The sequence below is a fragment of the Streptomyces roseoverticillatus genome (assembly GCF_000719265.1).
In the GTDB taxonomy this organism is placed as follows: domain Bacteria; phylum Actinomycetota; class Actinomycetes; order Streptomycetales; family Streptomycetaceae; genus Streptomyces; species Streptomyces roseoverticillatus.
Genome location: NZ_JOFL01000001.1, coordinates 461,929 through 486,944, shown reverse-complemented (window position 1 = coordinate 486,944; position 25,016 = coordinate 461,929). Strand labels below are relative to the sequence as shown.

General features: G+C 73.8%; 25 protein-coding genes and 2 riboswitches. Of the genes, 15 read left to right on the top strand and 10 right to left on the bottom strand.

What is annotated here, in order from left to right; all coding sequences use genetic code 11:
• Window positions 1-40: 40 nt before the first annotated feature.
• Window positions 41-1,621, top strand: coding sequence for a DNA polymerase IV (locus IF61_RS0102185; protein ID WP_078659923.1), 1,581 nt, complete (start codon window positions 41-43; stop codon window positions 1,619-1,621).
• 402 nt (window positions 1,622-2,023) lie between these two features.
• A riboswitch (glycine riboswitch) is annotated at window positions 2,024-2,133 on the top strand.
• Window position 2,134: 1 nt separating this feature from the next.
• Window positions 2,135-2,259: riboswitch (glycine riboswitch) on the top strand.
• 64 nt (window positions 2,260-2,323) lie between these two features.
• Window positions 2,324-5,206 (top strand): aminomethyl-transferring glycine dehydrogenase, encoded by a 2,883-nt coding sequence (gcvP, locus tag IF61_RS0102180; RefSeq protein ID WP_030364450.1) that lies wholly within the window; start codon window positions 2,324-2,326, stop codon window positions 5,204-5,206.
• Window positions 5,207-5,330: 124 nt separating this feature from the next.
• Here the strand turns inward: gcvP and IF61_RS0102175 are convergent, their stop codons facing one another.
• Window positions 5,331-5,537, bottom strand: a complete 207-nt coding sequence (locus IF61_RS0102175; protein WP_030364449.1) for a DUF5999 family protein — start codon at window positions 5,535-5,537, stop codon at window positions 5,331-5,333.
• 310 nt (window positions 5,538-5,847) lie between these two features.
• Complete coding sequence (locus IF61_RS0102170; protein ID WP_030364448.1) at window positions 5,848-6,435, bottom strand: hypothetical protein; 588 nt, start codon at window positions 6,433-6,435, stop codon at window positions 5,848-5,850.
• Between the two features lie 505 nt (window positions 6,436-6,940).
• Between IF61_RS0102170 and IF61_RS0102165 the strand changes: the two genes are divergently transcribed.
• Both IF61_RS0102165 and IF61_RS0102160 read left to right on the top strand, forming a co-directional pair.
• Window positions 6,941-8,446, top strand: coding sequence for a glutamate-cysteine ligase family protein (locus IF61_RS0102165; protein WP_030364447.1), 1,506 nt, complete (start codon window positions 6,941-6,943; stop codon window positions 8,444-8,446).
• A 181-nt stretch (window positions 8,447-8,627) separates the two neighbouring features.
• The gene (locus IF61_RS0102160) at window positions 8,628-9,428 is read left to right on the top strand and encodes a CPBP family intramembrane glutamic endopeptidase (RefSeq protein WP_245684369.1); all 801 of its coding nucleotides are present in this window, start codon (window positions 8,628-8,630) and stop codon (window positions 9,426-9,428) included.
• Window positions 9,429-9,566: 138 nt separating this feature from the next.
• Here the strand turns inward: IF61_RS0102160 and IF61_RS0102155 are convergent, their stop codons facing one another.
• A complete protein-coding gene (locus IF61_RS0102155) occupies window positions 9,567-10,382 on the bottom strand; it encodes a PhzF family phenazine biosynthesis protein (protein ID WP_030364445.1) in 816 nt (271 codons plus the stop codon).
• Between the two features lie 200 nt (window positions 10,383-10,582).
• Here IF61_RS0102155 and IF61_RS0102150 point away from each other — a divergent pair, with 200 nt between their 5' ends.
• The 3 genes from IF61_RS0102150 (at window position 10,583) to IF61_RS0102140 (ending at window position 12,984) form a co-directional block, all read left to right on the top strand.
• The gene (locus tag IF61_RS0102150; RefSeq protein WP_030364444.1) at window positions 10,583-11,194 is read left to right on the top strand and encodes a PadR family transcriptional regulator; all 612 of its coding nucleotides are present in this window, start codon (window positions 10,583-10,585) and stop codon (window positions 11,192-11,194) included.
• Window positions 11,195-11,374: 180 nt separating this feature from the next.
• Window positions 11,375-11,902 (top strand): Clp protease N-terminal domain-containing protein, encoded by a 528-nt coding sequence (locus IF61_RS0102145; RefSeq protein WP_030364443.1) that lies wholly within the window; start codon window positions 11,375-11,377, stop codon window positions 11,900-11,902.
• Window positions 11,903-11,985: 83 nt separating this feature from the next.
• Window positions 11,986-12,984, top strand: coding sequence for an EamA family transporter (locus IF61_RS0102140; protein WP_052392324.1), 999 nt, complete (start codon window positions 11,986-11,988; stop codon window positions 12,982-12,984).
• Between the two features lie 18 nt (window positions 12,985-13,002).
• Here IF61_RS0102140 and IF61_RS0102135 read toward each other — a convergent pair whose 3' ends face one another.
• Window positions 13,003-13,677 (bottom strand): pyridoxamine 5'-phosphate oxidase family protein, encoded by a 675-nt coding sequence (locus tag IF61_RS0102135; RefSeq protein ID WP_052392323.1) that lies wholly within the window; start codon window positions 13,675-13,677, stop codon window positions 13,003-13,005.
• A 35-nt stretch (window positions 13,678-13,712) separates the two neighbouring features.
• Between IF61_RS0102135 and IF61_RS0102130 the strand changes: the two genes are divergently transcribed.
• The gene (locus IF61_RS0102130) at window positions 13,713-15,044 is read left to right on the top strand and encodes an aminotransferase class I/II-fold pyridoxal phosphate-dependent enzyme (RefSeq protein ID WP_043187377.1); all 1,332 of its coding nucleotides are present in this window, start codon (window positions 13,713-13,715) and stop codon (window positions 15,042-15,044) included.
• Here IF61_RS0102130 and IF61_RS0102125 read toward each other — a convergent pair.
• A complete protein-coding gene (locus IF61_RS0102125; RefSeq protein WP_078659906.1) occupies window positions 15,035-16,078 on the bottom strand; it encodes a DMT family transporter in 1,044 nt (347 codons plus the stop codon). The genes IF61_RS0102130 and IF61_RS0102125 overlap by 10 nt on opposite strands.
• Before the next feature lie 75 nt (window positions 16,079-16,153).
• On the opposite strand from IF61_RS0102125, the gene IF61_RS0102120 reads away from it, so the two are divergent.
• Complete coding sequence (locus IF61_RS0102120) at window positions 16,154-17,059, top strand: LysR family transcriptional regulator (RefSeq protein WP_030364438.1); 906 nt, start codon at window positions 16,154-16,156, stop codon at window positions 17,057-17,059.
• A gap of 199 nt (window positions 17,060-17,258) precedes the next feature.
• Here IF61_RS0102120 and IF61_RS0102115 read toward each other — a convergent pair whose 3' ends face one another.
• The gene (locus IF61_RS0102115; protein WP_030364437.1) at window positions 17,259-17,720 is read right to left on the bottom strand and encodes a pyridoxamine 5'-phosphate oxidase family protein; all 462 of its coding nucleotides are present in this window, start codon (window positions 17,718-17,720) and stop codon (window positions 17,259-17,261) included.
• Between the two features lie 149 nt (window positions 17,721-17,869).
• On the opposite strand from IF61_RS0102115, the gene IF61_RS0102110 reads away from it, so the two are divergent.
• On the top strand, window positions 17,870-18,523 hold the full coding sequence (locus IF61_RS0102110; RefSeq protein WP_030364436.1) for a cysteine hydrolase family protein: 654 nt from the start codon (window positions 17,870-17,872) through the stop codon (window positions 18,521-18,523).
• Between the two features lie 8 nt (window positions 18,524-18,531).
• On the opposite strand, the gene IF61_RS0102105 is transcribed toward IF61_RS0102110, so the two are convergent.
• Window positions 18,532-19,047 carry a Rieske (2Fe-2S) protein gene (locus IF61_RS0102105; protein WP_052392320.1) on the bottom strand — a complete coding sequence of 172 codons (516 nt, stop codon included), beginning with the start codon at window positions 19,045-19,047 and terminating at the stop codon, window positions 18,532-18,534.
• Window positions 19,048-19,206: 159 nt separating this feature from the next.
• On the opposite strand from IF61_RS0102105, the gene IF61_RS0102100 reads away from it, so the two are divergent.
• The 5 genes from IF61_RS0102100 to IF61_RS0102080 all read left to right on the top strand — a co-directional run bounded on the left by IF61_RS0102100 (window position 19,207) and on the right by IF61_RS0102080 (window position 22,980).
• Complete coding sequence (locus IF61_RS0102100; protein ID WP_030364434.1) at window positions 19,207-20,031, top strand: HipA family kinase; 825 nt, start codon at window positions 19,207-19,209, stop codon at window positions 20,029-20,031.
• Window positions 20,028-20,423, top strand: a complete 396-nt coding sequence (locus IF61_RS0102095; RefSeq protein WP_030364433.1) for a DUF3037 domain-containing protein — start codon at window positions 20,028-20,030, stop codon at window positions 20,421-20,423. The genes IF61_RS0102100 and IF61_RS0102095 overlap by 4 nt, the downstream gene beginning before the upstream one ends.
• Before the next feature lie 195 nt (window positions 20,424-20,618).
• Entirely contained in the window at window positions 20,619-21,380 is a 762-nt protein-coding gene (fabG, locus tag IF61_RS0102090) for a 3-oxoacyl-ACP reductase FabG (protein WP_030364432.1), read from the top strand.
• Window positions 21,381-21,394: 14 nt separating this feature from the next.
• Entirely contained in the window at window positions 21,395-22,171 is a 777-nt protein-coding gene (locus IF61_RS0102085) for an SDR family oxidoreductase (RefSeq protein WP_030364431.1), read from the top strand.
• Between the two features lie 110 nt (window positions 22,172-22,281).
• Window positions 22,282-22,980, top strand: a complete 699-nt coding sequence (locus IF61_RS0102080; protein WP_030364430.1) for a uracil-DNA glycosylase — start codon at window positions 22,282-22,284, stop codon at window positions 22,978-22,980.
• 84 nt (window positions 22,981-23,064) lie between these two features.
• Here the strand turns inward: IF61_RS0102080 and IF61_RS33155 are convergent, their stop codons facing one another.
• From IF61_RS33155 to IF61_RS0102065, 3 genes are all read right to left on the bottom strand, one after another.
• Window positions 23,065-23,724, bottom strand: coding sequence for a hypothetical protein (locus IF61_RS33155; protein ID WP_052392319.1), 660 nt, complete (start codon window positions 23,722-23,724; stop codon window positions 23,065-23,067).
• Between the two features lie 105 nt (window positions 23,725-23,829).
• The gene (locus IF61_RS0102070) at window positions 23,830-24,339 is read right to left on the bottom strand and encodes a DinB family protein (protein WP_030364429.1); all 510 of its coding nucleotides are present in this window, start codon (window positions 24,337-24,339) and stop codon (window positions 23,830-23,832) included.
• 5 nt (window positions 24,340-24,344) lie between these two features.
• Window positions 24,345-24,998: a TetR/AcrR family transcriptional regulator gene (locus tag IF61_RS0102065; RefSeq protein WP_052392318.1), complete on the bottom strand. Its 654-nt coding sequence runs from the start codon at window positions 24,996-24,998 to the stop codon at window positions 24,345-24,347.
• Window positions 24,999-25,016 lie beyond the last annotated feature (18 nt).

Sequence of the window (25,016 nt, the reverse complement as noted above, 5' to 3'; positions counted from 1 at the left end):
GTGAGTGCGATTGTCAGTGGCATGCGGCAGCATCGGTGTCGTGAGAAGCGCGCCGACCATCCTGCATCTCGACATGGATGCCTTCTACGCTTCGGCCGAGCAGGCGGCCAAGCCCAGCCTGCGCGGAAAACCCGTGGTCGTGGGCGGGATCGGGCCGCGCGGAGTGGTGGCCACCGCGTCGTACGAGGCGCGGGTCTTCGGCATCCGCTCCGCGATGGCCACGGCGCAGGCCCGCAGGCTGTGCCCCAACGCCGCCTACCTCACCCCGCGGTTCTCGCTCTACCGCGACGTCAGCGAGGTGGTCATGGGCCTGCTCCGAGCCCTGTCGCCGCTGGTGGAGCCGCTGAGCCTCGACGAGGCGTTCGTGGATCTGGAGGCCGGCGGCGTCGAGCCCACCCCGGCGGCCGTGCGGGCCGTCGGCGAGCGCCTGCGCCGGGACATCCACGCGGCCACGGGCCTCAGCGGGTCGGTGGGGCTCGCCGCCTCCAAGATGCTCGCGAAGATCGCCTCCGAGGACGCCAAGCCCGACGGCCTGCTGCTCATCCCGCCCGGCACCGAGCTGGAAATGCTGTGGCCCATGTCCGTGCGCGTCATCCCGGGCGTCGGCCCCGCCACCGCCGAGACGCTGCGCCGGGCGGGCATCGCCACCGTCGCCGAGACCGCGGAGGCGGGCGAGGCGGAGCTGGTGCGGCTGCTGGGCAAGGCCCACGGCGCGGGGCTGTACGCCATGGCCACCGGCCATGACGACCGCCCCGTCGTCGCCGAGCGGGACGCCAAGTCCGTGTCCGTGGAGGACACCTTCGAGGAGGATCTGACCGACCGCACCCGGGTGCAGCTGGAGATCGCCCGGCTCGCCGACCGCTGCGTCCAGCGGCTGCGCGCGGCCGGCCGGTCGGGGCGCACCGTCGTCATCAAGGTGCGCAGCTACGACTTCTCCACGCTGACCCGCTCCGAGACCCTGCGCGGCCCGACGGACGACCCCGCGGTGGTCCGGGAGGCGGCGGCCCGGCTGATCGACGGCGTCGACACCACGACGGGGGTCCGGCTGCTCGGCGTCGGCGTCAGCGGCCTCGCCGACTACACCCAGGAGGATCTGTTCGCGCAGGCCGCGAGCGAGGCGTCCGCCGCGGCGTCGGCCACGACGGACCCGGTGCGGGGCTCCGGCGCGGAGCCGGGGGAGGCCGCGGGCGCGGTGGAGCGGCCGCGGCGGTGGCTTCCGGGCCTGGACGTGCACCATGCCGAGTACGGGGCGGGGTGGGTGCAGGGCAGCGGGGTCGGCCGGGTCACGGTCCGCTTCGAGACGCCCTGGTCGGAGCCGGGCCGGGTACGGACGTTCGCCGTCGACGACCCGGATCTGGAGCCGGGCGAGCCGCTGCCGCTCGTGAGGGAGGCCCTGCCGGGCGGGGATGCGGGCCTGCCGGGCCCGTCCACGGGTCAGGCGACGGCGCCCGGCCCCGGGCCCGGATCCGGGCCTGTCCCCGAAGACGAAGACGAAGACGGGGTCGATCCCGGCGCCGTCCCCGGCGGTTCGGGAAGCGGTCCCGGTCCCGGCCCTGCAGCCGGTCCCGGCCCTGGCGCCGGCCCCGGCTCCCGCCCCATGCCCGGAATGTCCAGGCGGTAGTGGTGGTAGAGCTGCAGCTCCTGTTCCGGCGAGAGGTGGCGGCCGACGCCGAAGTCCGGGGCTTCTTTGATCAGCGCCCGGTCGTACGGGGTGCGCAGGCTCTCCCCGGCGATCTCACTGGTCGCCAGGGGGATGAACGCGTCCCGCCGGAAGAAGCCGGTCCGTACCGCCGCCCACAGCGGTTCGCCGGTCGCGTCGTCGAGATAGACCTCGTCCACCGTGCCGATCTTCGTCCCGCCCCGGTCGAAGACCTTCCAGCCGATCAGGCTCCGGGGATCGATGTCGCTCTGCACGGTTTCCTCCCAGGATCGGCGCCTTCTCCCACCCAAAAACACAAAGCGGGAAGCGGCCACTCGGGAGATCCGGCGGGAAACATGCGCTGGTAGTCTGGCGAGTGGCCGCAGAATCCGTGCGGGAGAGTCCTCCGGGAGCCCGCCCAGCGGGGTCGGCGGAGGCGCCGAAGGAGCAAATCCTCCCCGGAATCTCTCAGGCACCCGTACCGCACGGACAAGGTCACTCTGGAAAGCAGGGCGGGCCCGGTCAGCCACAGCGCCGAAGCCCCTCCTCACCGACGGTGAAAGCCGGGTCGCGCGTGCCGCGGGCCGGTGAAGCTCTCAGGTTGAGATGACAGAGGGGGAGGCCGTCCGGGTACCCGCGCCGTGGTACCCCTCGCAGGTCGCAACGACCAGGAGGCCTCCGCAGATGACTGCCCACCGCATTGCCCTTTCCGACCTGGAGCGGGACACCCCGTTCGAGCGCCGCCACATAGGCCCCGACGGCGAGGCCCAGGCGAAGATGCTCGCCCAGGTCGGCTTCGGCTCGCTGGACGAGCTCACCGCCGCCGCCGTGCCGGAAGTGATCAAGAGCGTGGGGGCCCTGGCCCTGCCCGAGGCCCGCAGCGAGGCCGAGGTGCTCGCCGAGCTGCGGACGCTGGCCGACCGCAACGAGGTCCTCGCCCCGATGATCGGCCTGGGCTACCACGGCACGTTCACCCCGCCGGTGATCCTGCGCAACGTCATGGAGAACCCCGCCTGGTACACGGCCTACACGCCGTACCAGCCGGAGATCTCCCAGGGCCGCCTGGAGGCCCTGCTCAACTTCCAGACCGTCGTCGCCGACCTCACCGGGCTGCCCACCTCCGGCGCCTCCCTCCTCGACGAGGGCACCGCCGCCGCCGAGGCCATGGCCCTGTCCCGCCGCGTCGGCAAGGTCAAGAAGGGCGTCTTCCTCATCGACGCCGACACCCTGCCGCAGACCGTCGCGGTGATCGAGACCCGCGCCGAGCCGACGGGCGTCGAGGTCGTCGTCGCCGACCTGAGCGCGGGCATCCCCGACGAGATCGCCGAGCGCGGCGTCTTCGGCGTCCTCCTGCAGTACCCCGGCGCCTCCGGTGCCGTGCGCGACCTGCGCCCGGTCATCGAGCGCGCCCACGAGCTCGGCGCGGTCGTCACCGTCGCGGCCGACCTGCTGGCCCTGACGCTGCTGACCTCGCCCGGCGAGCTCGGCGCGGACATCGCGGTCGGCACCACCCAGCGCTTCGGCGTGCCCATGGGCTTCGGCGGCCCGCACGCCGGTTTCATGGCGGTGCGCGAGCAGTTCGCCCGCAGCCTCCCGGGCCGTCTCGTCGGCGTCTCCGTCGACGCCGACGGCAACAAGGCCTACCGCCTGGCCCTGCAGACCCGCGAGCAGCACATCCGCCGCGAGAAGGCCACCAGCAACATCTGCACCGCGCAGGTGCTCCTCGCCGTCATGGCGGGCATGTACGCGGTCTACCACGGCCCCGAGGGCCTGGCCGCCATCGCCCGCCGCACCCACCGCTACGCCGCGATCCTCGCCGAGGGCCTGCGCGCCGGCGGTGTCGAGCTCGTCCACGGCTCCTACTTCGACACCCTGACCGCGCGCGTGCCCGGCCGGGCCGGCGAGGTCGTCGAGGCCGCCCGCGAGCGCGGCGTGAACCTGCGCCTGACCGACGCCGACCACGTGGGCATCGCCTGCGACGAGACCACCACCCGCGCCCACCTGGACTCCGTCTGGGCCGCGTTCGGCGTGGCGGGCGACGTCGAGGCCCTCGACGCGCTGGCCGCCGAGGCGCTCCCCGAGGCCCTCCTGCGCACCGGCGAGTACCTCACGCACCCGGTCTTCCACGAGCACCGCTCCGAGACGGCCATGCTGCGCTACCTGCGCCGCCTCGCCGACCGGGACTACGCCCTGGACCGCGGCATGATCCCGCTCGGCTCCTGCACGATGAAGCTCAACGCCACGACCGAGATGGAGCCGGTCACCTGGCCCGAGTTCGGTGCGCTCCACCCCTTCGCGCCGATCGGGCAGGCGCAGGGCTACGTCACGCTGATCACCGAGCTGGAGGAGCGGCTCGCCGAGGTCACCGGTTACGACAAGGTCTCCATCCAGCCGAACGCCGGCTCCCAGGGCGAGCTCGCCGGCCTGCTGGCCGTGCGCGCCTACCACCGTGCGGGCGGCGACGAGCAGCGCACCGTCTGCCTGATCCCGTCCTCGGCGCACGGCACCAACGCCGCGAGCGCCGTGATGGCCGGCATGAAGGTCGTCGTCGTCAAGACCGCCGACGACGGCGAGATCGACGTCCAGGACCTGCGCGCCAAGATCGAGCAGTACCGCGACGAGCTGGCCGTCCTGATGATCACGTACCCGTCGACGCACGGCGTCTTCGAGGAGCACGTCGCCGACATCTGTGCCGAGGTGCACGAGGCCGGCGGCCAGGTCTACGTGGACGGCGCCAACCTCAACGCCCTGGTGGGCCTGGCGAAGCCGGGCAAGTTCGGCGGTGACGTCTCGCACCTGAACCTGCACAAGACGTTCTGCATCCCGCACGGCGGCGGCGGTCCCGGCGTCGGTCCGGTCGCCGTCCGCGCGCACCTCGCCCCGTACCTGCCCAACCACCCGCTGCAGCCCACCGCCGGCCCGGAGACGGGCGTCGGCCCGATCTCGGCGGCCCCCTGGGGCTCGGCCGGCATCCTGCCGATCTCCTGGGCGTACGTCCGGCTGATGGGCGGCGAGGGCCTCAAGCGCGCCACGCAGGTGGCGGTCCTCGGCGCCAACTACATCGCCAAGCGCCTGGAGCCGCACTACCCCGTGCTCTACACCGGCCCGAACGGCCTGGTGGCGCACGAGTGCATCGTGGACCTGCGGCCGCTGACCAAGGCCACCGGCGTGAGCGTCGACGACGTCGCCAAGCGGCTCATCGACTACGGCTTCCACGCGCCGACCATGTCCTTCCCGGTGGCCGGCACCCTGATGATCGAGCCCACGGAGAGCGAGGACATCGCCGAGCTGGACCGTTTCTGCGAGGCGATGATCGCGATCCGCGCCGAGATCGAGAAGGTCGGCTCGGGGGAGTGGAGCAAGGACGACAACCCCCTGCGGAACGCCCCGCACACCGCCGCGTCCGTGACGGGCGTGTGGGAGCACGCGTACGGCCGTGAGGAGGCCGTCTTCCCCGCCGGGGTCTCCGCCGACAAGTACTGGCCGCCGGTGCGGCGCGTCGACGGTGCGTACGGCGACCGCAACCTCGTGTGCTCGTGCCCGCCGCTGGAGGACTACGACGGCTGATCAGGACGGCGGGCCTCTCCCGAGGGGCCCGGACCTGATGAGGGCCGGTCCGGCGATCTCGCCGGGCCGGCCCCTTTGCGTGGATGCGGTGCCTTGCGTGCGGTGCTGGTGCGGTGGTGCGAGCTCAGGCGGCCGTCACCACATTCCCCGGGTCCAGCGGCCGGTGCGGCGCGATGACGCGGCCGTCCGGCAGCAGCTCACCGGTGTCCTCGAAGTGCAGGACGCCGTTGCACAGCAGGCTCCAGCCCTGCTCCGGGTGGTGCGCCACGAGGTGCGCGGCTTCCCGGTCGGTGGAGTCGGCTGAGGGGCATGTGGGCTGGTGCTGGCACATGGGAGGGTTCTTTCGCTGCGATGTGGTGGCTGTCGTGCGGCTCGATTCGGTGTTCATGCCGCCCCCCGTTGGCGAATCGGTTGGTCGATACCAGTGTTGCCCCACGGGCGTGATTCCGCAGGGATTTCCCGGCAGCGCTCCTCACTCGTTGGAGACGCGTCACCCGTGCGGGCGGTTGCTCCGAACAGGACAGCCCGGACGGATGGTTGTAGGTGGCCGGTACGGACTAGCCCAGGAGGATGAGCACACGTGTGCGCCCCGCGGCGGGGCCGCGGGGCGCACGGACGGGAGAACGGGGGCGGGAGCCGGGTCAGGCGGGGGTCTTGAGCAGCGGCGCGGGCGCCAGGCGGAGCGTCAGGACCGGCAGCAGCTCGGCGAACCGGTGGGGGCGGTGCGCGGCGATGCCCGGCGGCGCGGGGGCGAGCGGCACCAGGAGGTCACCGGGCCCGGGCAGCCCGGAGGAGGCGTCGGCGGTGACGTCCCCGTGCAGCCAGAGGGTGAGCATGTACAGCTCGGGCACGGACAGGAGCCGGGGCTGGTACGGGGTCGCCAGCGCCTCCGCCTGCCGCAGGGCGCGCTCCGTGGAGGCGAGGTAGGGGCCCTCGCAGAAGTGCGCGAACGCCCAGCCGTCCGCGGTCTGCACCGTCTCGCCCGCGGCCACCACCCGCTCGGCGCTGCGGATCAGGAACCGCCAGCCGGCGAGCCGGCTGCGCGGCGCGCCCCCGCGGCCCGTCACCTGCTCCAGCACGTGGACGGGCAGCGGGAGTTCGGGGGTCAGCGGCCCTTGTGCTGCCTTCAGTGACGGGGTGCGGGCCTCGCGCACGGCCGAGGGGGAACCGAGGGCGTTCAGAACACTGCGCAGGGCGGGCGCAGGGGCAGGGGGGACATGCAGCGGCATGGTGGGTCGCCTCTCACTTCGGAGACACGTGGTGCTGGGCAGGGTGCGGACGACGCTGTCGGCGTGCGGGGTCAGAGGGGGGCCGGGACCTTACCGGCTGCCGGGGCCGGGCGCCTACTCTCCGCCTCGTTCCCGAAGTTTATACGACACGTGTTCACATGGTGTTTCGGCTAGCTGTCGCCGGCATTTCCGGCAAGGAGATATCAGGGCCCCGTCAGGGGGTGATTTCGGTGATTCTGTGCCATGGCCGGGCACGCCACCTCGTATTCTTCCCCGGGCAGGGTAGGCCGAATCTCGTCGGTGTTTATCACCAGCACTGCCACGGGTGCTATAGGCAATGTCCGGACGGTCCGTCATGCCCACGGAATGTGCCACCGGGTGCGTTGCCGAGAGCGTAGCGGGTATGTGGTGCCGGCGGGGCGTTATCGATCACATTGGCTGGGCATCATCGACCGTGACGCGAGCCGCCGGCGCCGCGGCGACCCATGTGAGGAGGGACCCTGCAATGGGGGACAAGGTCGTGGCCGGGGGCATCGGCCTCGCCGACCGGCAGCGCCACCGGGCAAAGCTCCGGCAGTGCCTGGAAGCACTGGCGAGACTGCTGGAAGAGAAGCGTTTCGACCGTCCCAGGAATCTCATGGGCCTGGAGATCGAGCTGAATCTCGCGGGGGCCGACGGGATGCCGAGCATGGTGAACGCCGAAGTGCTGGAGCGTATCGCCAGCGGTGATTTCCAGACCGAACTCGGCCGGTTCAACCTGGAAGTGAACATTGTTCCGCACCGGCTCTCCGGAAGCGTCCTCGACCAGCTTGCCGAGGAGTTGCGCACCACTCTCAACTATGCCGACCGCAAAGCCATGGAAGTCGATTCCGGGGTCGTGATGATCGGTATTCTGCCGACCCTGGAGGACCGTCATCTGGTCTCGGCGAACCTCTCCGCCGACGCGCGCTACGCGATGCTGAACGCGCAGGTCGTGGCCGCCCGGGGCGAGCACTTCACGATCGACATCGAGGGCGTCGAACGGCTCACCTGCACCGCCGAGTCGATCACCCCCGAAGCCGCCTGCACGTCGGTGCAGTTGCATCTGCAGGTGACGCCGGGGCGGTTCGCCGCCGTGTGGAACTCCGCGCAGGCCGTCGCGGCCGCCCAGATCGCCGTGGGCGCCAACTCGCCCTTCCTCTTCGGCCGGGAGGTGTGGCGCGAGTCCCGCCCGCCGTTGTTCGTGCAGTCCACCGACACGCGCCCGCCCGAGCTCACGGCCCAGGGGGTGCGGCCGCGCACCTGGTTCGGCGAGCGCTGGATCGATTCGGCGTACGAGCTGTTCGAGGAGAACCTGCGTTTCTTCCCGCCGGTGCTGCCCATCTCGGCGGACGAGGACCCGCTGTGCGTGCTCGACGAGGGCGGCGTACCCATGCTGCACGAGCTGACCCTGCACAACGGGACGGTCTACCGCTGGAACCGGCCCGTCTACGGGGTCGCCGACGGCGTGCCCCACTTACGGGTGGAGAACCGGGTGCTGCCCGCGGGCCCCACGGTCACCGACGTCATCGCCAACACCGCCTTCTACTACGGGTTGGTCAGGGCGCTCGCCGAGGCGTCGCGGCCGGTGTGGAGCCGGCTGCCCTTCGCCGTCGCCGCGGACAACTTCGACGCGGCCTGCCGGCACGGCATCGACGCCTGGCTGCGCTGGCCCAAGGCGGGCGGCCGCGCCGGCACCCTGGAGCGGGTGCCCGCTGTCCGGCTCGTGCAGGAGGAGCTGCTGCCGCTCGCCGCGGCCGGGCTCGACGCCTGGGGCGTGGAGCCCTCCGACCGCGACCGCTACCTCGGCGTCGTCGAGGGCCGCTGCCGCCGCCGCACCAACGGCGCCACCTGGCAGGCCGCCGCCTTCCACCGGGCCCTGGAGCGCGGCCTGGACCGGCACAAGGCGCTGGTCGTCACCACCCGGCGCTACTGCGAGCTGATGCGCACCGGGGCGCCGGTGCACACCTGGCCCGCCGGACCCGGGGACTGAGCCCACCGCCCGGCGGCGGACACGTCCCCTCACCCGTACCCCCTGCCCCACGCACACCGGCACGTCGGGCAAGCTGTGACGGCGGCCGCCGCCTCGGGCGGCCCGGTACGGCGCCTCTCCGCTGGTGGGGCGGGAGGAAGGGGAGGCGCAGGTGCGGCAGAACGCACAGGGCGAGGACGGCATCGTGCCGGGCACCCGGCCCGCCCCGGCGGCCGGCGCGGCCGTCGTCGGGCGGCGCACGCTGCGCAGCGAGACGCTGCTCGTCCTGGCGCTGTCCCTGGGGGCCAGCGCGGTCTCGTCGCTGATCAGCTTCACCGGCGCGCTCACCAGGCCGGGCGGGCTCAAGGACCAGGCCGCCCACCTCAACGCCTCGCACGCCCCCGGCCGCCCCTGGCTCGACCTGTCCTGGCAGGTCTTCGGCATCGCGACCGCGCTCGTGCCCGTGTTCCTGGTGGCGCACCTGCTGCTGCGCGAGGGGGCGCCGGGCCTGCGCGCGGTCGGGCTCGACCGGGACCGCCCGGGATTCGACCTCACGCGCGGCACCGGTCTGGCCGCGGCCATCGGCGGCACCGGCCTGCTGTTCTACCTCGGCGTCCGGGCCGCCGGCTTCAACCTCACCGTGGTGCCGGAGTCGCTGCCCGACGTGTGGTGGAAGATCCCCGTCCTGGTGGCGTCCGCGGTGCAGAACGCGGTGCTGGAGGAGGTCGTGGTCGTCGGGTACCTGCTGCGCCGGCTGGGACAGCTGGGGTGGACCCCGGCGGCGGCCCTCGTGGCGAGCGCGGTCCTGCGCGGCTCGTACCACCTGTACCAGGGCGTCGGCGGGTTCCTCGGGAACATGGCGATGGGCGTGGTCTTCGTCCTGCTCTACCGGCGCTGGGGACGGGTCGGGCCGCTGGTGGCCGCGCACGCGCTGATCGACGTCGTGGCGTTCGTCGGGTACGCGCTGCTCGCGGGCAAGGTGGGCTGGCTGCCGACGGCCTGACGGCCCGCTCGGGGTCTCCGTCCGGCTGCGGCGCGGTCCGGCGCCGCCGAGCCGCGTGCGCCGCCGTGGTGTCGCGCCGTTGCGGCGGGAAGGACGAACGGCGCCCGCCGCAACGGCGCTGGATCCGCCGGATGCGGCCTAGGCCAGGAGATCGCCCTCGATGACGGTGACGGCCGAGCCGGTCAGCAGCGTGCGGTCGCCGCGCAGCCCGGTGCGCACCAGGCCCGTACGGGCGGACGCCTGCAGCCCGGTCAGGTCGTCGCGGCCGAGCCGCTCGGACCAGAACGGGGCGAGCGCGGTGTGCGCGCTGCCCGTCACGGGGTCCTCGTCGATGCCGACGTTCGGGAAGAAGCAGCGCGAGACGTAGTCGTAGCCGCGGGAGGGGTCCTCGGCCGGGGCGGTGGCGATGACGCCGCGGCGGGAGAGCCGGCCGAGGGCCCGGATGTCGGGCGCCAGGGCCCGTACGGCCTTCTCGTCGGCCAGCTCGACCATCAGGTCGCCGATGTGCGGGCCGGTGTCGTGGGCGCTGCGCACCTCGGTGCCCAGCGCTTCGGTCACGCCTTCGGGGAGGGTGGCCGGGGTGAGCGGCGCGGTCGGGAAGTCCAGGGTGATCGACCCGTCCTCGTGCGCCGTCGCGGTGAGGATGCCGCAGCGCGCGGCGAAGCGGACCGTGCCGGTGGCCGCGCCCATGGTGTGCAGGACGTGCGCCGTGGCGAGGGTGGCGTGGCCGCACATGTCGACCTCGGTCAGGGGCGTGAACCAGCGGAGCGCCCAGTCGGCGTCCTGCGAGGCGCCGGTGAGGGGGCGGGCGAAGGCCGTCTCGGAGAGGTTCACCTCGGCGGCGATCTTCTGGAGCCGGTCGTCCTCGGGGAAGGCCCCGTCGAAGAGGACGACCCCGGCCGGGTTGCCGGCGAAGGGGCGGTCGGTGAAGGCGTCGACGATTCGAATGCGCATGGCCGGACGCTACGGGCCCGAAGAACCCGCAGGCCAGGGCCAATTCGCGAAATGTGGCCCGGGCGGGCGGGCCGGGCCCTGTCGCTGCCGGTTGCGGGCAGGGCATTGTCATGCGATCGGTTCCGATATATCGTTGAAGTGTCGCGACCGATCAGCGACAGTGTTGATCGACGACAGTGATCGACGATGGGAGGAACGTCATGCGACGTTCGCGTGGACATGAGCACCATGGACCCGGCCCGTACGGTCCGGGCGACTTCGACGGCCGCCGGGCGGCCTTCGGCCCCTTCGGTCCCGGCTTCGGGGGCCCGCCCTTCGGCGGCCCCCCGTTCGGCGGGCCGCGGGGCCGCGGCCGGGGCGGCCACGGCGGCCGGGCCAGGCGGGGCGACGTGCGCGCCTCGATCCTGACCCTGCTGAAGGACCGCCCCATGCACGGCTACGAGATGATCCAGGAGATCGCCGAGCGCAGCGGGGGCGCCTGGAAGCCCAGCCCGGGATCGGTCTACCCGACCCTGCAAATGCTGGAGGACGAGGGCCTGATCGAGAGCGCGAGCGAGGGCGGCAAGAAGCTGTTCAGCCTCACCGAGGCGGGCCGCTCCGAGGCCGAGGCCGGCCCCGACGCCCCCTGGGAGGATGCCGGTCGCGGCGTCGACTGGGAGGCGGTGCAGGAGATACGGCAGGCCGGCTTCGGGCTGCTGGAGGCCTTCGGGCAGGTGTGGAAGTCCGGCACCCCCGAGCAGCGACAGAAGGCCCTCGCCGTCATCAACGAATCGCGCAAGAAGCTCTACCTCATCCTCGCCGACGAGGGCTGAGCCGATCGCCCTGCGACGGAGGGGTGTTCCCGGGCTCCGTCCGGGAACACCCCTGAGAACGACGGCGCGCCCGTCCTCCTCAAGGAGGAGGAATCCGCGGTGCGCACCCAACCGCGGTGGGATGCGCAAATGCTTCCCTGCGGGGATGACCCGGCGGTTCGTGACTGATGGGGTGGGAGGGTGCAAAGCCGCGTAGGAGACAAGGGGGCGGCGGACGTCGTCCGGGAAGGCCTGTTCAGCCCCGAGCTGACGGCCGCGGTCACGGGCGCCCGCAGGCGTGCCGTGCGGGACGGTGACCGGCAGGTCGACACCGCCCACCTGCTCCATACCCTGATGGAGGCGGACCCCGCGGTGTGCCGCGCCGTGGACGGCCGGGGCCAGGGGCAGTCCGTACGGCTGCTCGGCTATCTCGTCCAGCGCACCATCGGCTACGGGCTGCGCTGGCGCGGCACCGTCGAGGACTCCGGCTCGCTGCCCGTCCTCCTCGACTGCCGGGCGCCCCGCTGGTCACCCGCGGCGGCCGCCGCCATGGAGGGCGCGTTCGCCCGGGCCCGCGCGCGGGGCGGCGAGCACGCGGAAGGGGTGGACCTCCTGGCGACGCTCGCCCTGGACCACCGGTGCCGCGCGGCCGAGGTGATGCGCCGGGCGGGCGTGGACACGGCGGCGCTCGCGGCCGGCCTCGACCTGATGAGCCATGAGGTGCCGTGACGTCAGGCGCCGCGGAACCGGCGATCGGTACGTCATGACCATCAAGGGGTGACGGTCATGTCATCGGCTGGCATGATGAGCCGATGCACGCCTCTCAAGGGAAAAGCGCGGGCCTGGGCCTCGCCCTGGTCTCCGCGCTCGCGTTCGGTGGTTCCGGTGTCGCGGCCAAGCCGCTGATCCAGGCGGGTCTCGACCCCCTGCACGTGGTGTGGCTGCGGGTGGCCGGCGCCGCCCTGGTGCTGCTGCCGGTCGCCTGGCGGCACCGCGCCCTCGTCACCCGCCGCCCCGCGCTCCTCGCGGGATTCGGCCTGCTGGCCGTCGCCGGCGTCCAGGCCTGCTACTTCGCCGCGATATCCCGGATCCCGGTCGGCGTGGCGCTGCTCGTCGAATACCTCGGGCCGGCGCTCCTGCTGGGCTGGGTGCGCTTCGTCCAGCGCCGGCCGGTCAGCCGCGCCGCGGCCGTGGGCGTGGTGCTCGCCGTCGCCGGCCTCGCCTGCGTGGTGGAGGTGTGGTCGGGCATGAGCTTCGACGCGGTGGGCCTGCTGCTGGCCCTCGGCGCCGCCTGCTGCCAAGTGGGCTACTTCGTGCTCTCCGACCACGGGAGCGACGGCGAGGAGCCCGCCGACCCCTTCGGAGTGATCGCCTACGGGCTCCTCATCGGAGCCCTCGTCCTCACCGCCGTCGCCCGCCCCTGGGGCATGGACTGGTCCGTGCTCGCCGGGAGCGCCGGGATGAACGGCACGGACGTGCCGGCCGCGCTGCTCCTCGGCTGGGTCGTGCTCGTGGCCACCGTGGCCGCGTACCTCACCGGCGTGCTCGCCGTGCGCAGGCTGTCGCCGCAGGTCGCGGGCGTGGTCGCCTGCCTGGAGGCGGTGATCGCGACCGTGCTGGCCTGGGTGCTGCTCGGCGAGCGCCTCTCCGTGCCCCAGACCCTGGGCGGCGCGTTGGTGCTGGCGGGTGCCTTCATTGCCCAGTCCTCCTCGCCCAAGAAGGCCGCGGCGGCGCCGGTGGCCCAGGGCGGCGGCGCGGCGGCCGGGCCCCGGGGGGACCGGTCCGCGGAGTCGAGCCCTGCCCGGCCCTGACCGCCCGGCGCTGGCCGCTCAGAGAGCGGTGACGTAGGCCGGCAGCGGAGTGCCCGGAGCGAGGTCCTTGTCGGGTATGGGCGTGCCGTACGCGGGAGCCACGGGCACGACGCCGCTCCAGTGGGGGAGGGCGAGGTCTTCGGGCTCGTCGTTCACGCCGCCGGTGCGCACCTTGGCGGACACCTCGGCGAGGTCGAGGCGGAGCACGGCCGTCGCGGCGAGCTCCTTGGGGGAGGCCGGGCGGCAGTCCGCCGACCGGCCCGGCGTGGCCTGCTCGACCAGGGCGTCGAGGGCCGCGCGCTTCTCGGCTTCCTCGGTCACCTGGCGGGCGGAGCCGTGCACCACGACCGAACGGTAGTTGAGGGAGTGGTGGAAGGCGGAGCGCGCGAGGACGAGGCCGTCGACGTGGGTGACGGTGAGACAGACGGGCATGCCCGCGTCCCCCGCGCGGCCCGCGGTGCGCAGCGGGCGCGAGCCCGTCGAGCCGTGCACGTAGAGCCGGTCGCCGACGCGCCCGTAGAGCGTGGGCAGCACGACCGGGGCCCCGTCGCGCACGAAGCCGAGGTGGCAGACGTAGCCCGCGTCGAGGATCGCGTGCACGACCTCGCGGTCGTACGAGGCGCGCTCGCGGGCGCGCGTCGGCGTGGTCCGCTCGGTCTGCTCGTACGGGGCGGGCGGCGCAGCAGCGGTCATTGCGAACTCCATTGCACTAGTGCATAATCTTCTTTGTGCTAGGAGAGTATCGGATCGAGGGTCGCCGCGCAGCGGAGATTTCCGCGAGCGTGGAGCGCGCCGTGGGCGCCGGCAAGCTGTCCCCGGGCGAACTGCTGCCGCCCATGCGGGAGCTGGCGGTCGAGCTCGGTGTCAATCCCAATACGGTCGCGGCCGCGTACCGCACGCTGCGCGAGCGCGGGGTGATCGAGACGTCCGGCCGCCGGGGGAGCCGCGTGCGTCACCGCCCGGCCAGCACGGCCCGCGAGCGGATCTACGTCGAGGTCCCCGAGGGCGTCCGGGACGTCTCGGCGGGCAATCCCGACCCGGCCCTGCTGCCCCCGCTCGGCGAGGCGCTCGCCGCTGCCGCGGCCCGCGCCGCGCAGGCCCCCGCGCTCTACGGGGCGCCCGCCGTCGACACGGAGCTGGAGCGGTTCGCCCGGGCCGCCTTCACCGCGGACGGGGTGCCCGGCGGGACGCTCGCCGTCACCTCCGGCGCGCTCGATGCCATCGAGCGCGTCCTCGCCGTGCACCTGCGGCCGGGCGATTCCGTCGCGGTCGAGGACCCGGGCTGGGGCAGTGTCCTCGACCTCGTCCCGGCCCTCGGGCTGCGGCCCGTCCCCGTGCCCGTCGACGACGACGGCCCGCTGCCCGAGGCGGCGGACCGCGCGCTGCGGCAGGGCGCCCGGGCCATGATCGTCACCGCGCGGGCGCAGAACCCCACGGGGGCGGTGGTGGGCGCGGCCAGGGCGCGCGAGCTGCGCGCCGTGCTCTCCGGCCACCCCGGGGCGCTGCTCGTCGAGGACGACCACGGCCACGGAATCGTCGACCTCCCCCTGCACACCCTCACGGGATGCACCGACCACTGGGTGTTCGTCCGCTCCGTGGCCAAGGCGTACGGGCCCGACCTGCGGCTCGCGGTGCTTGCGGGCGACGCCGTCACCGTGGACCGGGTGCGCGGCCGGCAGCGCCTCGGCCCCGGCTGGGTCAGCCACGTCCTGCAGGACGCCGTCGTCCACCTGTGGCACAGCGGCGCGGTGGATGCGGCGGAGGTGGCCGCCGCGTACGGGCGCCGCCGCGATGCGCTCGTCCGGGCCCTGCGCGCGCGGGGGATCGAGGCGCACGGGCGCAGCGGGATGAACGTCTGGCTCCCTGTGCCCGACGAGACGGCGGCGGTGGCGCGGCTGCTGCATGCGGGCTGGGCGGTCGCGCCGGGGGCCCGGTTCCGGCTCTCGTCGCCTCCCGCGGTGCGGCTGACCGTCTCGGGCCTGGCCGTGGACGAGATAGAACAGGTCGCGGACGCCCTGGCGGCCGCGACCCGTCCTTCGGCGGCGGGGCGCTACGACTGACGGCCCCTCGCCGGCAGGCCCCCGCGGGGGAGGCTCTGCTCCTTCCGTCCGGTCCTGCGCCCGGCCTTGCTCTGGGTCAGGAAGGCGCCGGCCAGCACGATGAGCGCGCCGACGGGCGTGTTCCAGCTGAGCTCCTCCCCCAGGAGGGCCACGCCGGCGACGGTCGCCACGACCGGTATGAGGTAGGTGGTCATGGACGCCATCGTGGGCCCGACCTCGGCGACCAGTCCGTACTGCACGAGGAAGGCCAGGCCCGTGCCCAGCGCTCCGAGGGCGAAGACGGCCAGCAGCGGCACGGCGGGGAAGGAGACCGGCACCGGCGCGAACAGCGGGGCGACCACCGCCAGCTGGACCGTGCCCAGCAGCAGCTGCGCGCCGGACTTGGACAGGTTGGAGTCGCCCGAGTCGGTCAGCGTGCGCCGGACGTAGATCCAGCCGATCGCGTAGCTGGCGGAGGCGACGAGGGCCATCACCGTGCCCGCCGCGTCCTGGCCGGAGAAGCCCTGCCAGGCGCCGAGCACGGTCAGCACGCCGGCGAAGCCGATCGCCAGACCGGCGAACCGGCGCTGCGTCGGCCGGTCCTCGGAGAGGGCCACGAGCGAGAGGACCATGCCCCACAGCGGCGTCGTGGCGTTGCAGATCCCGGCGAGCGTGGAGGGGATGCGCAGTTCGGCGTAGGCGAAGAGGGTGAACGGCAGGGCGTTGAGCAGGAAGGCCGCGACGGCCAGGTGCCCCCAGGTGCGGGCGGCGCGCGGCAGGCGCTCCCGCTTGACGGCCAGCGTCGCGACGAGCACCACCGCGCCGAAGAACATGCGGCCGAAGGCGACGTACAGCGGCGGGAAGCCGTCCGTGCCGAGCTTGATGAACAGGAAACTGCAGCCCCAGATGAGCGCGAGCGCACCGAAGCGGATCCTCCAGTCAACGGTGGGGCGGCTGTCCCGCTGCGGCTGCCGGTGCTGGGCACCGGAGGTGGGGAGCGGGCGGACCGGGAGGCCCGGCGGGACGGAGGAACTGGAGGTTGCCGTGGTGCGCATGGTCGTAAGAATGACCGCCCTGTACGGCTTAGTACAAGTAAATTTAAGTGGGGTTTATCGCGTAGAGTTGCTTATATGTTGAACCTGGAGCGCCTGCGCACCCTCAACGCCGTCGCCCGCCACGGCTCCGTCAGCGCCGCGGCCGACGGGCTGCACGTGACGACGTCCGCCGTCTCGCAGCAGCTCGCCAAGCTGGAGCGCGAGACCGGGCAGCAGCTCCTCGCCAAACAGGGGCGCGGCGTGCGGCTCACCGACGCCGGCCGGCTGCTCGCCGACCACGCCTCGCGGATCCTCTCGCAGGTCGAGCTGGCCCAGGCCGACCTGGAGGCGCAGCGCGGGCAGGCCGTCGGCGAGCTGCTCCTCGGCGCCTTCCCCACGGCCGCCCGCGGCCTCTTCCCGACGGCCCTCGCCGGGCTGCGCCGGGCCCACCCCCAGCTGCGGGCCCGGCTGGAGGAGATGGAGCCGGAGGAGGCCGTGCCCCGGGTCGTCCGCGGCGACATCGACGTCGCCGTCGTCCTCGACTGGTACAACAAGCCGCTGCCCATGCCGGACGGCCTGGCCAAAGCCCCGATCCTCGACGACAGCGCCGACGTGGCGATGCCGGTGGACCACCCGCTGGCCGGCCGGGAGCTGGTCGACCTGGAGGAGTTCGCGGACGACGACTGGGTCTCCTGGCCCCGGGGCGAGTTCTGCCACGACTGGCTGATGCTCACCCTGCGCGGCAAGGGCATCGAGCCCCGCATCTCCCACATGGCCGAGGAGCACCACACCCAGCTCGCCCTGATCGCCGCCGGGCTCGGCGTCGCCGTCGCACCGCGGCTGGGCCGCGGGCCCGTGCCGGAAGGGGTGCGCGTCGTACCCGTACGGCACACCGTGCGCCGCCACGTCTACGCGATCTGGCGCGCCGACGCGGACCGCCGCCCCTCCATCCGCGCCGCGGTCGAGGCGTTGCGCCTTGCCGGCGAGAAGGTGGCCGGCTGACCGGCCCCGTCTCGCAGCGGGCGGCACAGCGCCCCGGCCTTTCACCGGGGCGGCTGCAGCCGCCCCGGCCTGTGGCGCGCTCGGCCTGCGGCGCGGTGGGCATACGGCCTTGGCCGGCTCGGCACCGCCGGCTTGCTGCGTCGTGGCCTCCCGCCGTCGCGGGGGAGGGAAGCTGACAGGGCGATCCGCCGGAATCGGCCTATCGCTTGCGGAAGTCCCAGGACACGACCTCGTCCGGCGTCAGCCGGAGCCACGCGTGCCGGCCGTCGTGCGGCATCGAGGGCAGGCCGCCGAAGTACTTGGCGGTGAAGAGCGCCTCCGGCGCGGTGAGCTCCGGGCGGGGCTCGCCCGTGCGCGGGGCCTCCCCGGCGAAGACCGCCGTGCCGGACAGCTCCGCGCCCCGCAGCTCCCCGTACTCCCGCCCGTCGTCCACCAGCACCGCGACCCGGGCATCGTGCCGCAGCTCCGCCCACCGGCGGCTGCGCACGAGCGAGTACAGCCACAGCGCCGACCCGTCCCAGACGAACCACAGCGCGCTGAGGTGAGGCCGCCCGTCGCGCCCCACGGTGGCCACCCGGCAGGTGCGCTGCCCGGTGAGGAACGCGTCCAGCTCCGGCCGCGTCATCATGATCCGGCGGCCCCGCCGCTGGCCGGTGAGCATGCCCGTGCCCTCCCCGCATCCCGATGGCTGACCGAGTGTCAGAAAGTGTGGGCCCCTTCCCCCGCCGGCGCAATGCCCGCTACCCTCACGCGGCCCGGGCCGCCCCGGCCCGCACCCGCCGGACACCGGCCCCAGGAGAGAGGACCGCCATGGCGCCGCCCGCCCCGGCCGGCCCGCCCGCCGAACGGCTCGACCCCGCGACGACCGTCCTGCTCACCGTCGAGTGCCAGCACGGCGTCGTCGGCCCCGGCAGCGCCCTGCCCGAGCTCGCCGTCGCCGCACGCGCCTCCGGCGCGCTCCTCGCCGTCGCCCGCCTCGTCGCGGGCGCCCACGACGCCGGCGTCCAGGTCGTGCACGCCATCGCCGAACGCCGCCCCGACGGCCGCGGCGCCAGCCGCAACGCCCGGCTCTTCCGCGCCGCCGAGCGGCTGCCCGTGCAGCAGCTGGCGGGCACCCGCGCGGTGCGCGTCGCCGACCCGATCCCGGTCGGCGACGGCGACCTCGTCGTCCGGCGGCTGCACGGGCTCTCGCCCCTGGCGGGCACCGGCCTGGACCCCCTGCTGCGCAACCTCGGCTGCCGCACCCTCGTCGTCACCGGCGTCTCGGCCAACGTGGCCGTCCCCAACACCGTCTTCGACGCCGTCAACCTCGGCTACACGGCCGTCGTCCCCGCCGACGCCATCGCCGGCGTGCCCGCGGAGTACACCGCGGCCGTGATCAGCCACACCCTGGCGCTCGTCGCCACCGTCACCACGGCCGAGGCCGTCCTGCGCGGCTGGCGGAGCGTGCCCCGGCGCGGCTGACGCCCCGCTCACTCCAGGTGCAGGGACCCGCCGTGGACCGAGACCTGCTCCTCGGAGAGCGGCCGCTGCGCCGGGCCTCCCTTTACGCTCCCGTCCGCGATGGCGAACTTGCTGCCATGGCAGGGACAGTTGATGGTGCCGCCGGAGACGTCCTTGACGAGGCAGCCCTGGTGGGTGCAGACCGCGGAGAATGCCTTGAACTCGCCCTTCGCCGGCTGGGTCACCACGACCTTCCGGTCGGGGAAGACCTTGCCGCCGCCCTCCGGGATGTCCGCGGCCTTCGCGAGCTCCCCGTCCTTGCTCCCGTCCTTGCCCTTGCTCCCGTCCTTGCCCTCGCCCTTGCCCCCGTCCTTCGCCTCGCCGCTCCCACCGTCGTCGTCCCCTCCGCCGCACGCGGCGAGCACGGTGACGAGACCGGCTGCCCCGGCGGCCGCGACGACGCTGCGGCGGGTCGAGCCGTGCGCGGCCCGGGGCGCGGGGGAAGCGGCGGAGACGGTGGATGCGGCCCGTGACACGTGGTTCATGTGTGCTCCTCTGGTCGTGCGGGTTCAGATCCGGTCGTGACGGTTCAGGGAGTCGTACGGGGCCGGGACCGCCCGCGTTCAAAGCCACGGTCACCCGCGTGCGAAGCCACGGCCACCCGCGTTCGAAGGCGGGCGGAAGTCCCGCAGTAGCCTGGGGCAATGCTCCCCGAAGTCACAGCCGTCCGATACGTCACGCCCTTGCGTGAGGGCGGCTCGCTCCCCGGGATCGTCGAAGCCGACGACCTGGGTACGTACGTCATGAAGTTCACCGGTGCCGGCCAGGGCCGCAAGACGCTGGTCGCCGAGGTCATCTGCGGGCAGCTGGGCCGCGCGCTCGGCCTGCGCGTGCCGGAGCTGGCCCGGATCCAGCTCGACCCGGTCATCGGCCGCGGCGAGCCGGACCAGGAGGTGCAGGGGCTGCTGAAGGCCAGCGGCGGGCTCAACCTCGCCATGGACTTCCTGCCCGGCGCCCTCGGCTTCGACCCGCTCGCCTTCGAGGTCTCCGCGGCCGAGGCCGGCCGCGTGATCTGGTTCGACGCGCTCATCAACAACGTCGACCGCTCCTGGCGCAACCCGAACCTGCTCGTGTGGCACGGCGAGCTGTGGCTCATCGACCACGGCGCCACCATGATCTGGCACCACAACTGGCCGGGCGCCGCCGCGGCCGCGGGCAAGCCCTACGAGGCCTCCGACCACGTCCTCGCGACCTTCGGCCCCGACCTCGCCGCGGCCGCCGCCGAGCTCGCGCCGCGCGTCACCGAGGACCTCCTCACCGAGGTCGCCGCCGACGTGCCCGACGAGTGGCTCGCGGACGAGCCGGGCTTCGACGGCCCCGACGCGGTGCGCCGCCGCTACGTCGAGGTGCTGCTGGAGCGGGCGGGGAGCATCGGCGACCGGATCACGGTCGGCGAACGCAGCAAGGACAAGCCCTCGCAGGCGCCGGAGTGGGTGCGTGTCAGGCTCGACGGAAGGGCCGGGAAGTGACCGGGCGCCACAACGGACGCGATGTTTTCGAGTACGCACTGCTGCGGGTCGTCCCCCGCGTCGAGCGCGGTGAGCAGATCAACGCCGGGGTCGTCGTCTACTGCCAGGCGAAGGGGTACGTGGCCGCCCGCGTCCACCTCGACGAGGCGCGGCTGCTGGCCCTCGACCCGGCCGCGGACGTGGCGGGCGTACGGGCCGCGCTGTGCGCCGTCGAAGGCGTGTGCCTCGGCGGGGAGCGGGCCGGCCAGGCCGCCGGCGACGATCCGGGCCGCCGCTTCCGCTGGCTGATCGCCCCCCGCAGCACGGTCGTCCAGCCCGGCCCCGTGCACGCCGGCCTGACGGCCGATCCGGAGGCCGAGCCCGAGCGGCTGCTGGACCTGCTGGTGCGCTGAGCGGCCGCCCCGGCCGACCGCCCGGCCGGGGGGCTGCGGACCTGTGGCGCCGGTGGCGCACGCGGCGCGCGGGAAGGCGTTGACAGCGGGTGGCGGGGCTTCTAGCGTCTGATCCGCTGAAGCTACTAAGCGGTTGCTCACCTGTCCGGCCCGCGGCCGGCGGGCGGGCCGCCTTCGAGGTGAGGAGATCCCCGTATGCCTGAGCCCGAGCAGCGCGTGGCCGTCGTCACGGGCGCGGCCCGCGGCATCGGCGCCGCGACCGCCGTGCGCCTGGCGCAGGAAGGCCGCGCGGTCGCCGTCCTCGACCTCGACGAGGCGGCCTGCGCGGGCACCGCCGAGCGGATCACGGCGGCGGGCGGCAGGGCGCTGGCCGTCGGCTGCGACGTCACCGACGCCGCGCAGGTGGACGCCGCCGTCACCCGGATCGCCGCCGGGCTGGGCGCGCCGCTCATCCTCGTCAACAACGCGGGCGTGACCCGTGACAACCTGCTGTTCAAGATGGACGAGAGCGACTGGGACACCGTCATGAACGTGCACCTGCGGGGCGCGTTCCTGATGTCGCGCGCCTGCCAGAAGCACATGGTGGACGCGGGCTTCGGCCGCATCGTCAACCTCTCCAGCAGCTCCGCCCTCGGCAACCGCGGCCAGGCCAACTACGCCGCCGCCAAGGCCGGCGTCCAGGGCTTCACGAAGTCCCTCGCCAAGGAGCTCGGCAAGTTCGGGATCACGGCCAACTCCGTCGCCCCCGGGTTCATCGCCACCGACATGACGGCCGCCACCGCGGAGCGCCTCGGCATGGGCTTCGAGGACTTCAAGGCGGCCGCGGCGACCCAGATCCCGGTGCAGCGCGTGGGCGAGCCCGAGGACATCGCCCATGCCGTCGCCTTCTTCACCGGCGAGCAGGCGGGCTTCGTCTCGGGCCAGGTCCTGTACGTGGCCGGCGGACCGCTCAACTGACAGGAAGCACGGAGATGACCGCAGCACAGCAACAGCAGGAGCAGCAGGAGGGCACCGGCAGGGTCGCCCTCGTCACCGGTGCCAGCCGCGGCATCGGCTACGGCATCGCGCAGGCGCTCGTCGCCCGCGGCGACCGCGTCGTGATCACCGGCCGCAATGAGGACGCCCTCAAGGACGCCGTCGAGTCGCTCGGCGCCGGCCGGGCGATCGGCATCGCGGGCAAGGCCCACGACGAGGCCCACCAGGCCTCTGCCGTCGAGCACGCCATGGAGGAGTTCGGGCGCATCGACTACCTGGTCAACAACGCCGGGACGAACCCCGTCTTCGGCCCCATGGCCGAGCTGGACCTGGGCGTCGCCCGCAAGGTCTTCGAGACCAACGTGATCTCCGCCCTCGGCTTCGCCCAGCAGACGTGGCGGGCCTGGCAGAAGGACAACGGCGGGGCGATCGTCAACATCGCGTCGGTCGCCGGGATCTCCGCCTCCCCGTTCGTCGGGGCGTACGGCATGAGCAAGGCGGCGATGGTCAACCTCACGCTGCAGCTCGCGCACGAGTTCGCCCCGGGGGTGCGCGTCAACTCCATCGCGCCGGCCGTCGTCAAGACCAAGTTCGCCGCCGCCCTCTACGAGGGGCGCGAGGAGGAGGTCGTGGCCTCGTACCCGCTCGGCCGCCTCGGGGTCCCTGAGGACATCGGGGGAGCGGCCGCTTTCCTGCTCTCGGACGCCGCCGCGTGGATCACCGGGCAGACCCTCGTCGTGGACGGCGGGATCTTCCTCAACGCGGGGTTCTGATCGGTCCCGCGCCCGGGCGGGCGGGTCCGGGCGGCCTCGGATCGGCCGTTGTCAGTGGTCACCGGTAAGTTCTCGGGCTGAGAACGGAACGAACCCCGGAGGTTGTTGACGTGACCGTCACCGACGTGCTGCCCGAGTCCTGGCGCGGCGTCCTCGCCGAAGAGCTGGACAAGCCCTACTTCAAGGAGCTCACCGACTTCGTGGAGGAGGAGCGTACGAAGGCACCGGTGTACCCGCCGCGCGGGGAGGTCTTCGCGGCCCTGGAGGCGACCCCGTACGAGCGGGTGAAGGTCCTCATCCTCGGCCAGGACCCGTACCACGGCGCGGGCCAGGGGCACGGCCTGTGCTTCTCGGTCCGGCCCGGCGTGAAGACCCCGCCCTCCCTGCGGAACATCTACAAGGAGATGCGCGAGGAGCTCGGCTACGACGTCCCGGACAACGGCTACCTCCAGCCGTGGGCCGAGCAGGGCGTCCTGCTCCTCAACGCCGTGCTGACGGTCCGCGGCGGGGAGCCCAACTCCCACAAGGGCAAGGGCTGGGAGAAGTTCACCGACGCGGTCATCCGCGCCGTGGCCTCCCGGCCCGACCCGGCCGTCTTCGTGCTCTGGGGCAACTACGCCCAGAAGAAGCTGCCGCTGATCGACGAGTCCCGGCACGTCGTCGTCAAGGGCGCCCACCCTTCGCCGCTGTCGGCGAAGAAGTTCTTCGGCAGCCGCCCGTTCACCCAGATCAACGAGGCCGTCGCGGCCCAGGGCCACGAGCCGATCGACTGGCGGATCCCGGACCTGGCGGCCGTCCCGGCCGTCTGACCGGGCCCGGGCCGGCCGGGGCCCGTGGGCGGCACCGTGCCCGCCGGCCCCGGCTTCCGGCCCGGCCGCACCGCGGCGGCCGTCTCAGTGCCCGTACACCGAGTCGCAGATCCGTGAGGCGTCGCCGCCCTGCTGCCAGCGCCCGTGCTGCCGGCCCATGGCGCAGACGTTGTTGTTACGGGCCCGGGGCGCGGGGGCGGGCGGCGGCGCCTGCGCGGGCGGCGGGGCTTCCTGGCGGGATTCAGATGCGGGTGGGGAATCGGCCGTGTGCTGCTCCGGCGGTGGGGCGGGCACCTCGCTCTGCGGGACGGACGGGCTGAGGTCCGGGGACGCGGGCCGGTCCGGCGAGGCCCAGGAGCGGCCCGCCCTCCGGGGCGGGTGCGAGAGCCGCGGGAAGCCGGAGGAGCGCGACGGCTCCGCCGCGTCGTCGGAAGGCCCCGGGGGATCGCCGAAGCCGTAGGGATCCGCCGGGTCCCGGCGCTCGCGGAAGCCGGAGCCGCCGGAGGGGGCGATCGCGCCCTCCGGCCCCGAAGCGCCCCCGGCCGTGGCGGCTCTCGGGCCCTGCGCAGGATCCGGCGGGGCGCCGGAGCCCTCCGGGCCGATGGTGATCAGATCCTCGCGGGCCGGGCCCGGCGCGAGGTCGCCCGGCCGGGAGTGGCCCGGCGGGCGGGGCGGCGAGTGGGAGGCGGGCGGCTGGGAGACGGACACACAGCCGGCGGCCGCTGCCATCGCCACCGCCGCCATGACCGTTACTGCAGGCAGTCGATGCACTCGCTCAACTCTGCTGTGCGGCCGTCCGTGTTGGGAATTACCCGCACGGGTGATGTGCGATCAGGCGTGCGGCGCCGCTCAGGCCCCCGTCGCGCCGTCGATCCGCTCCCGGATGAGGTCGGCGTGGCCGTTGTGGCGCGCGTACTCCTCGATCATATGGAGGTAGATCCACCGGAGGTCGACCTCCTTCTTGCGGTGCGCGGCGAAGCCGAGGTCGTCCAGCGACCGCCCGCGCGCCGCGTCCCGGGCGGCGGCGATCTCCGCCTGCCAGGTGGCGTACGCCTCCTCCCAGCTGTCCGCCGAGGTGACGTTGATGTCCCCGTCCAGGTCCTCGTCGCTGTAGTAGATCGGCGGGGCGTCCTCGCGGGCGAGACAGCGGCGGAACCAGCTGCGCTCGACGTCGGCCATGTGCCGGACGAGGCCCATGAGGCTCAGCGTCGACGGGGGCACGGAGGCTTCCCGCAGTTGCTCCTCGTCCAGACCTGCGACCTTCTGGGCCAGCGTGGCGCGGTGGAAGTCGAGCCAGCTCTCCAGGGCGGTGCGCTCGTCGGAGATGGTGGAGGGCATGCGGCGTTCAGTGGTGGTCATGGCGGTCATCCTCCCGTCCGTCCGCCGTCCTGGCCACGGGTTTTCCCGCCCCCGGAATTCCCCGCGAGCATGCCGTGCAGCAGCTCGCCGACGCTCTCCCGCAGCTCCTCCCTGGCGGGCGTGCGGTCGTGGTACGGCCCCGCGGTGCAGGTGAACAGCACGCCGTCGGACCACGCGCCGAGCGACAGTGCGTGCCGTCGCGGCTCGGCGGACCCGGCCGCCGCCATCAGCTCCGCCATCAGGTCGCGGAAGCCCTGCCCCGCTGCGTCGTAGATCGCCCGCAGCTCCGGCCGCCGCGAGGCCTCCAGGGCCAGCTCGAAGCGCGCGACGGTGTGCTCCCGCCGGCGGACCATGAGCCCGTGCAGCACGGTCGCGATCGCGTCCGCCAGCGCGTCGAGCCCCTCCGCCGGGCCGGGGAACTCCGCCGGGGTGAGGACCTCGGCATCGCGCCGGGCGAGCTGCCGCACCGTCAGCTCCAGCAGCGCGAGGCGGGTGCGGGCGTGGTTGGAGGTCGAGCCGGGCGGCAGCCCCGCCGCCTCGTCCACCGCCCGGTGCGTCAGCCCGCGCATGCCGCGCTCGGCGATCAGGGCGAGGGCCGTGTCGGCGATGAGCGTGGTGCGGGGCGAGGGGGCCGGCGCGGAGGGCTTCTCAGGGGGCATGATCCCCAACCTACCTCC

Excerpts from the sequence above, each read along its gene's own strand:
- gcvP (WP_030364450.1), top strand. The coding sequence starts at position 2,324 with ATGACTGCCCACCGCATTGCCCTTTCCGACCTGGAGCGGGACACCCCG.
- IF61_RS0102175 (WP_030364449.1), bottom strand. The coding sequence starts at position 5,537 with ATGTGCCAGCACCAGCCCACATGCCCCTCAGCCGACTCCACCGACCGG.
- IF61_RS0102170 (WP_030364448.1), bottom strand. The coding sequence starts at position 6,435 with ATGCCGCTGCATGTCCCCCCTGCCCCTGCGCCCGCCCTGCGCAGTGTT.
- IF61_RS0102165 (WP_030364447.1), top strand. The coding sequence starts at position 6,941 with ATGGGGGACAAGGTCGTGGCCGGGGGCATCGGCCTCGCCGACCGGCAG.
- IF61_RS0102155 (WP_030364445.1), bottom strand. The coding sequence starts at position 10,382 with ATGCGCATTCGAATCGTCGACGCCTTCACCGACCGCCCCTTCGCCGGC.
- IF61_RS0102150 (WP_030364444.1), top strand. The coding sequence starts at position 10,583 with ATGCGACGTTCGCGTGGACATGAGCACCATGGACCCGGCCCGTACGGT.
- IF61_RS0102140 (WP_052392324.1), top strand. The coding sequence starts at position 11,986 with ATGCACGCCTCTCAAGGGAAAAGCGCGGGCCTGGGCCTCGCCCTGGTC.
- IF61_RS0102135 (WP_052392323.1), bottom strand. The coding sequence starts at position 13,677 with ATGACCGCTGCTGCGCCGCCCGCCCCGTACGAGCAGACCGAGCGGACC.
- IF61_RS0102125 (WP_078659906.1), bottom strand. The coding sequence starts at position 16,078 with ATGCGCACCACGGCAACCTCCAGTTCCTCCGTCCCGCCGGGCCTCCCG.
- IF61_RS0102120 (WP_030364438.1), top strand. The coding sequence starts at position 16,154 with ATGTTGAACCTGGAGCGCCTGCGCACCCTCAACGCCGTCGCCCGCCAC.
- IF61_RS0102115 (WP_030364437.1), bottom strand. The coding sequence starts at position 17,720 with ATGCTCACCGGCCAGCGGCGGGGCCGCCGGATCATGATGACGCGGCCG.
- IF61_RS0102110 (WP_030364436.1), top strand. The coding sequence starts at position 17,870 with ATGGCGCCGCCCGCCCCGGCCGGCCCGCCCGCCGAACGGCTCGACCCC.
- IF61_RS0102105 (WP_052392320.1), bottom strand. The coding sequence starts at position 19,047 with ATGAACCACGTGTCACGGGCCGCATCCACCGTCTCCGCCGCTTCCCCC.
- IF61_RS0102100 (WP_030364434.1), top strand. The coding sequence starts at position 19,207 with ATGCTCCCCGAAGTCACAGCCGTCCGATACGTCACGCCCTTGCGTGAG.
- fabG (WP_030364432.1), top strand. The coding sequence starts at position 20,619 with ATGCCTGAGCCCGAGCAGCGCGTGGCCGTCGTCACGGGCGCGGCCCGC.
- IF61_RS0102085 (WP_030364431.1), top strand. The coding sequence starts at position 21,395 with ATGACCGCAGCACAGCAACAGCAGGAGCAGCAGGAGGGCACCGGCAGG.
- IF61_RS33155 (WP_052392319.1), bottom strand. The coding sequence starts at position 23,724 with ATGGCGGCGGTGGCGATGGCAGCGGCCGCCGGCTGTGTGTCCGTCTCC.
- IF61_RS0102070 (WP_030364429.1), bottom strand. The coding sequence starts at position 24,339 with ATGACCACCACTGAACGCCGCATGCCCTCCACCATCTCCGACGAGCGC.
- IF61_RS0102065 (WP_052392318.1), bottom strand. The coding sequence starts at position 24,998 with ATGCCCCCTGAGAAGCCCTCCGCGCCGGCCCCCTCGCCCCGCACCACG.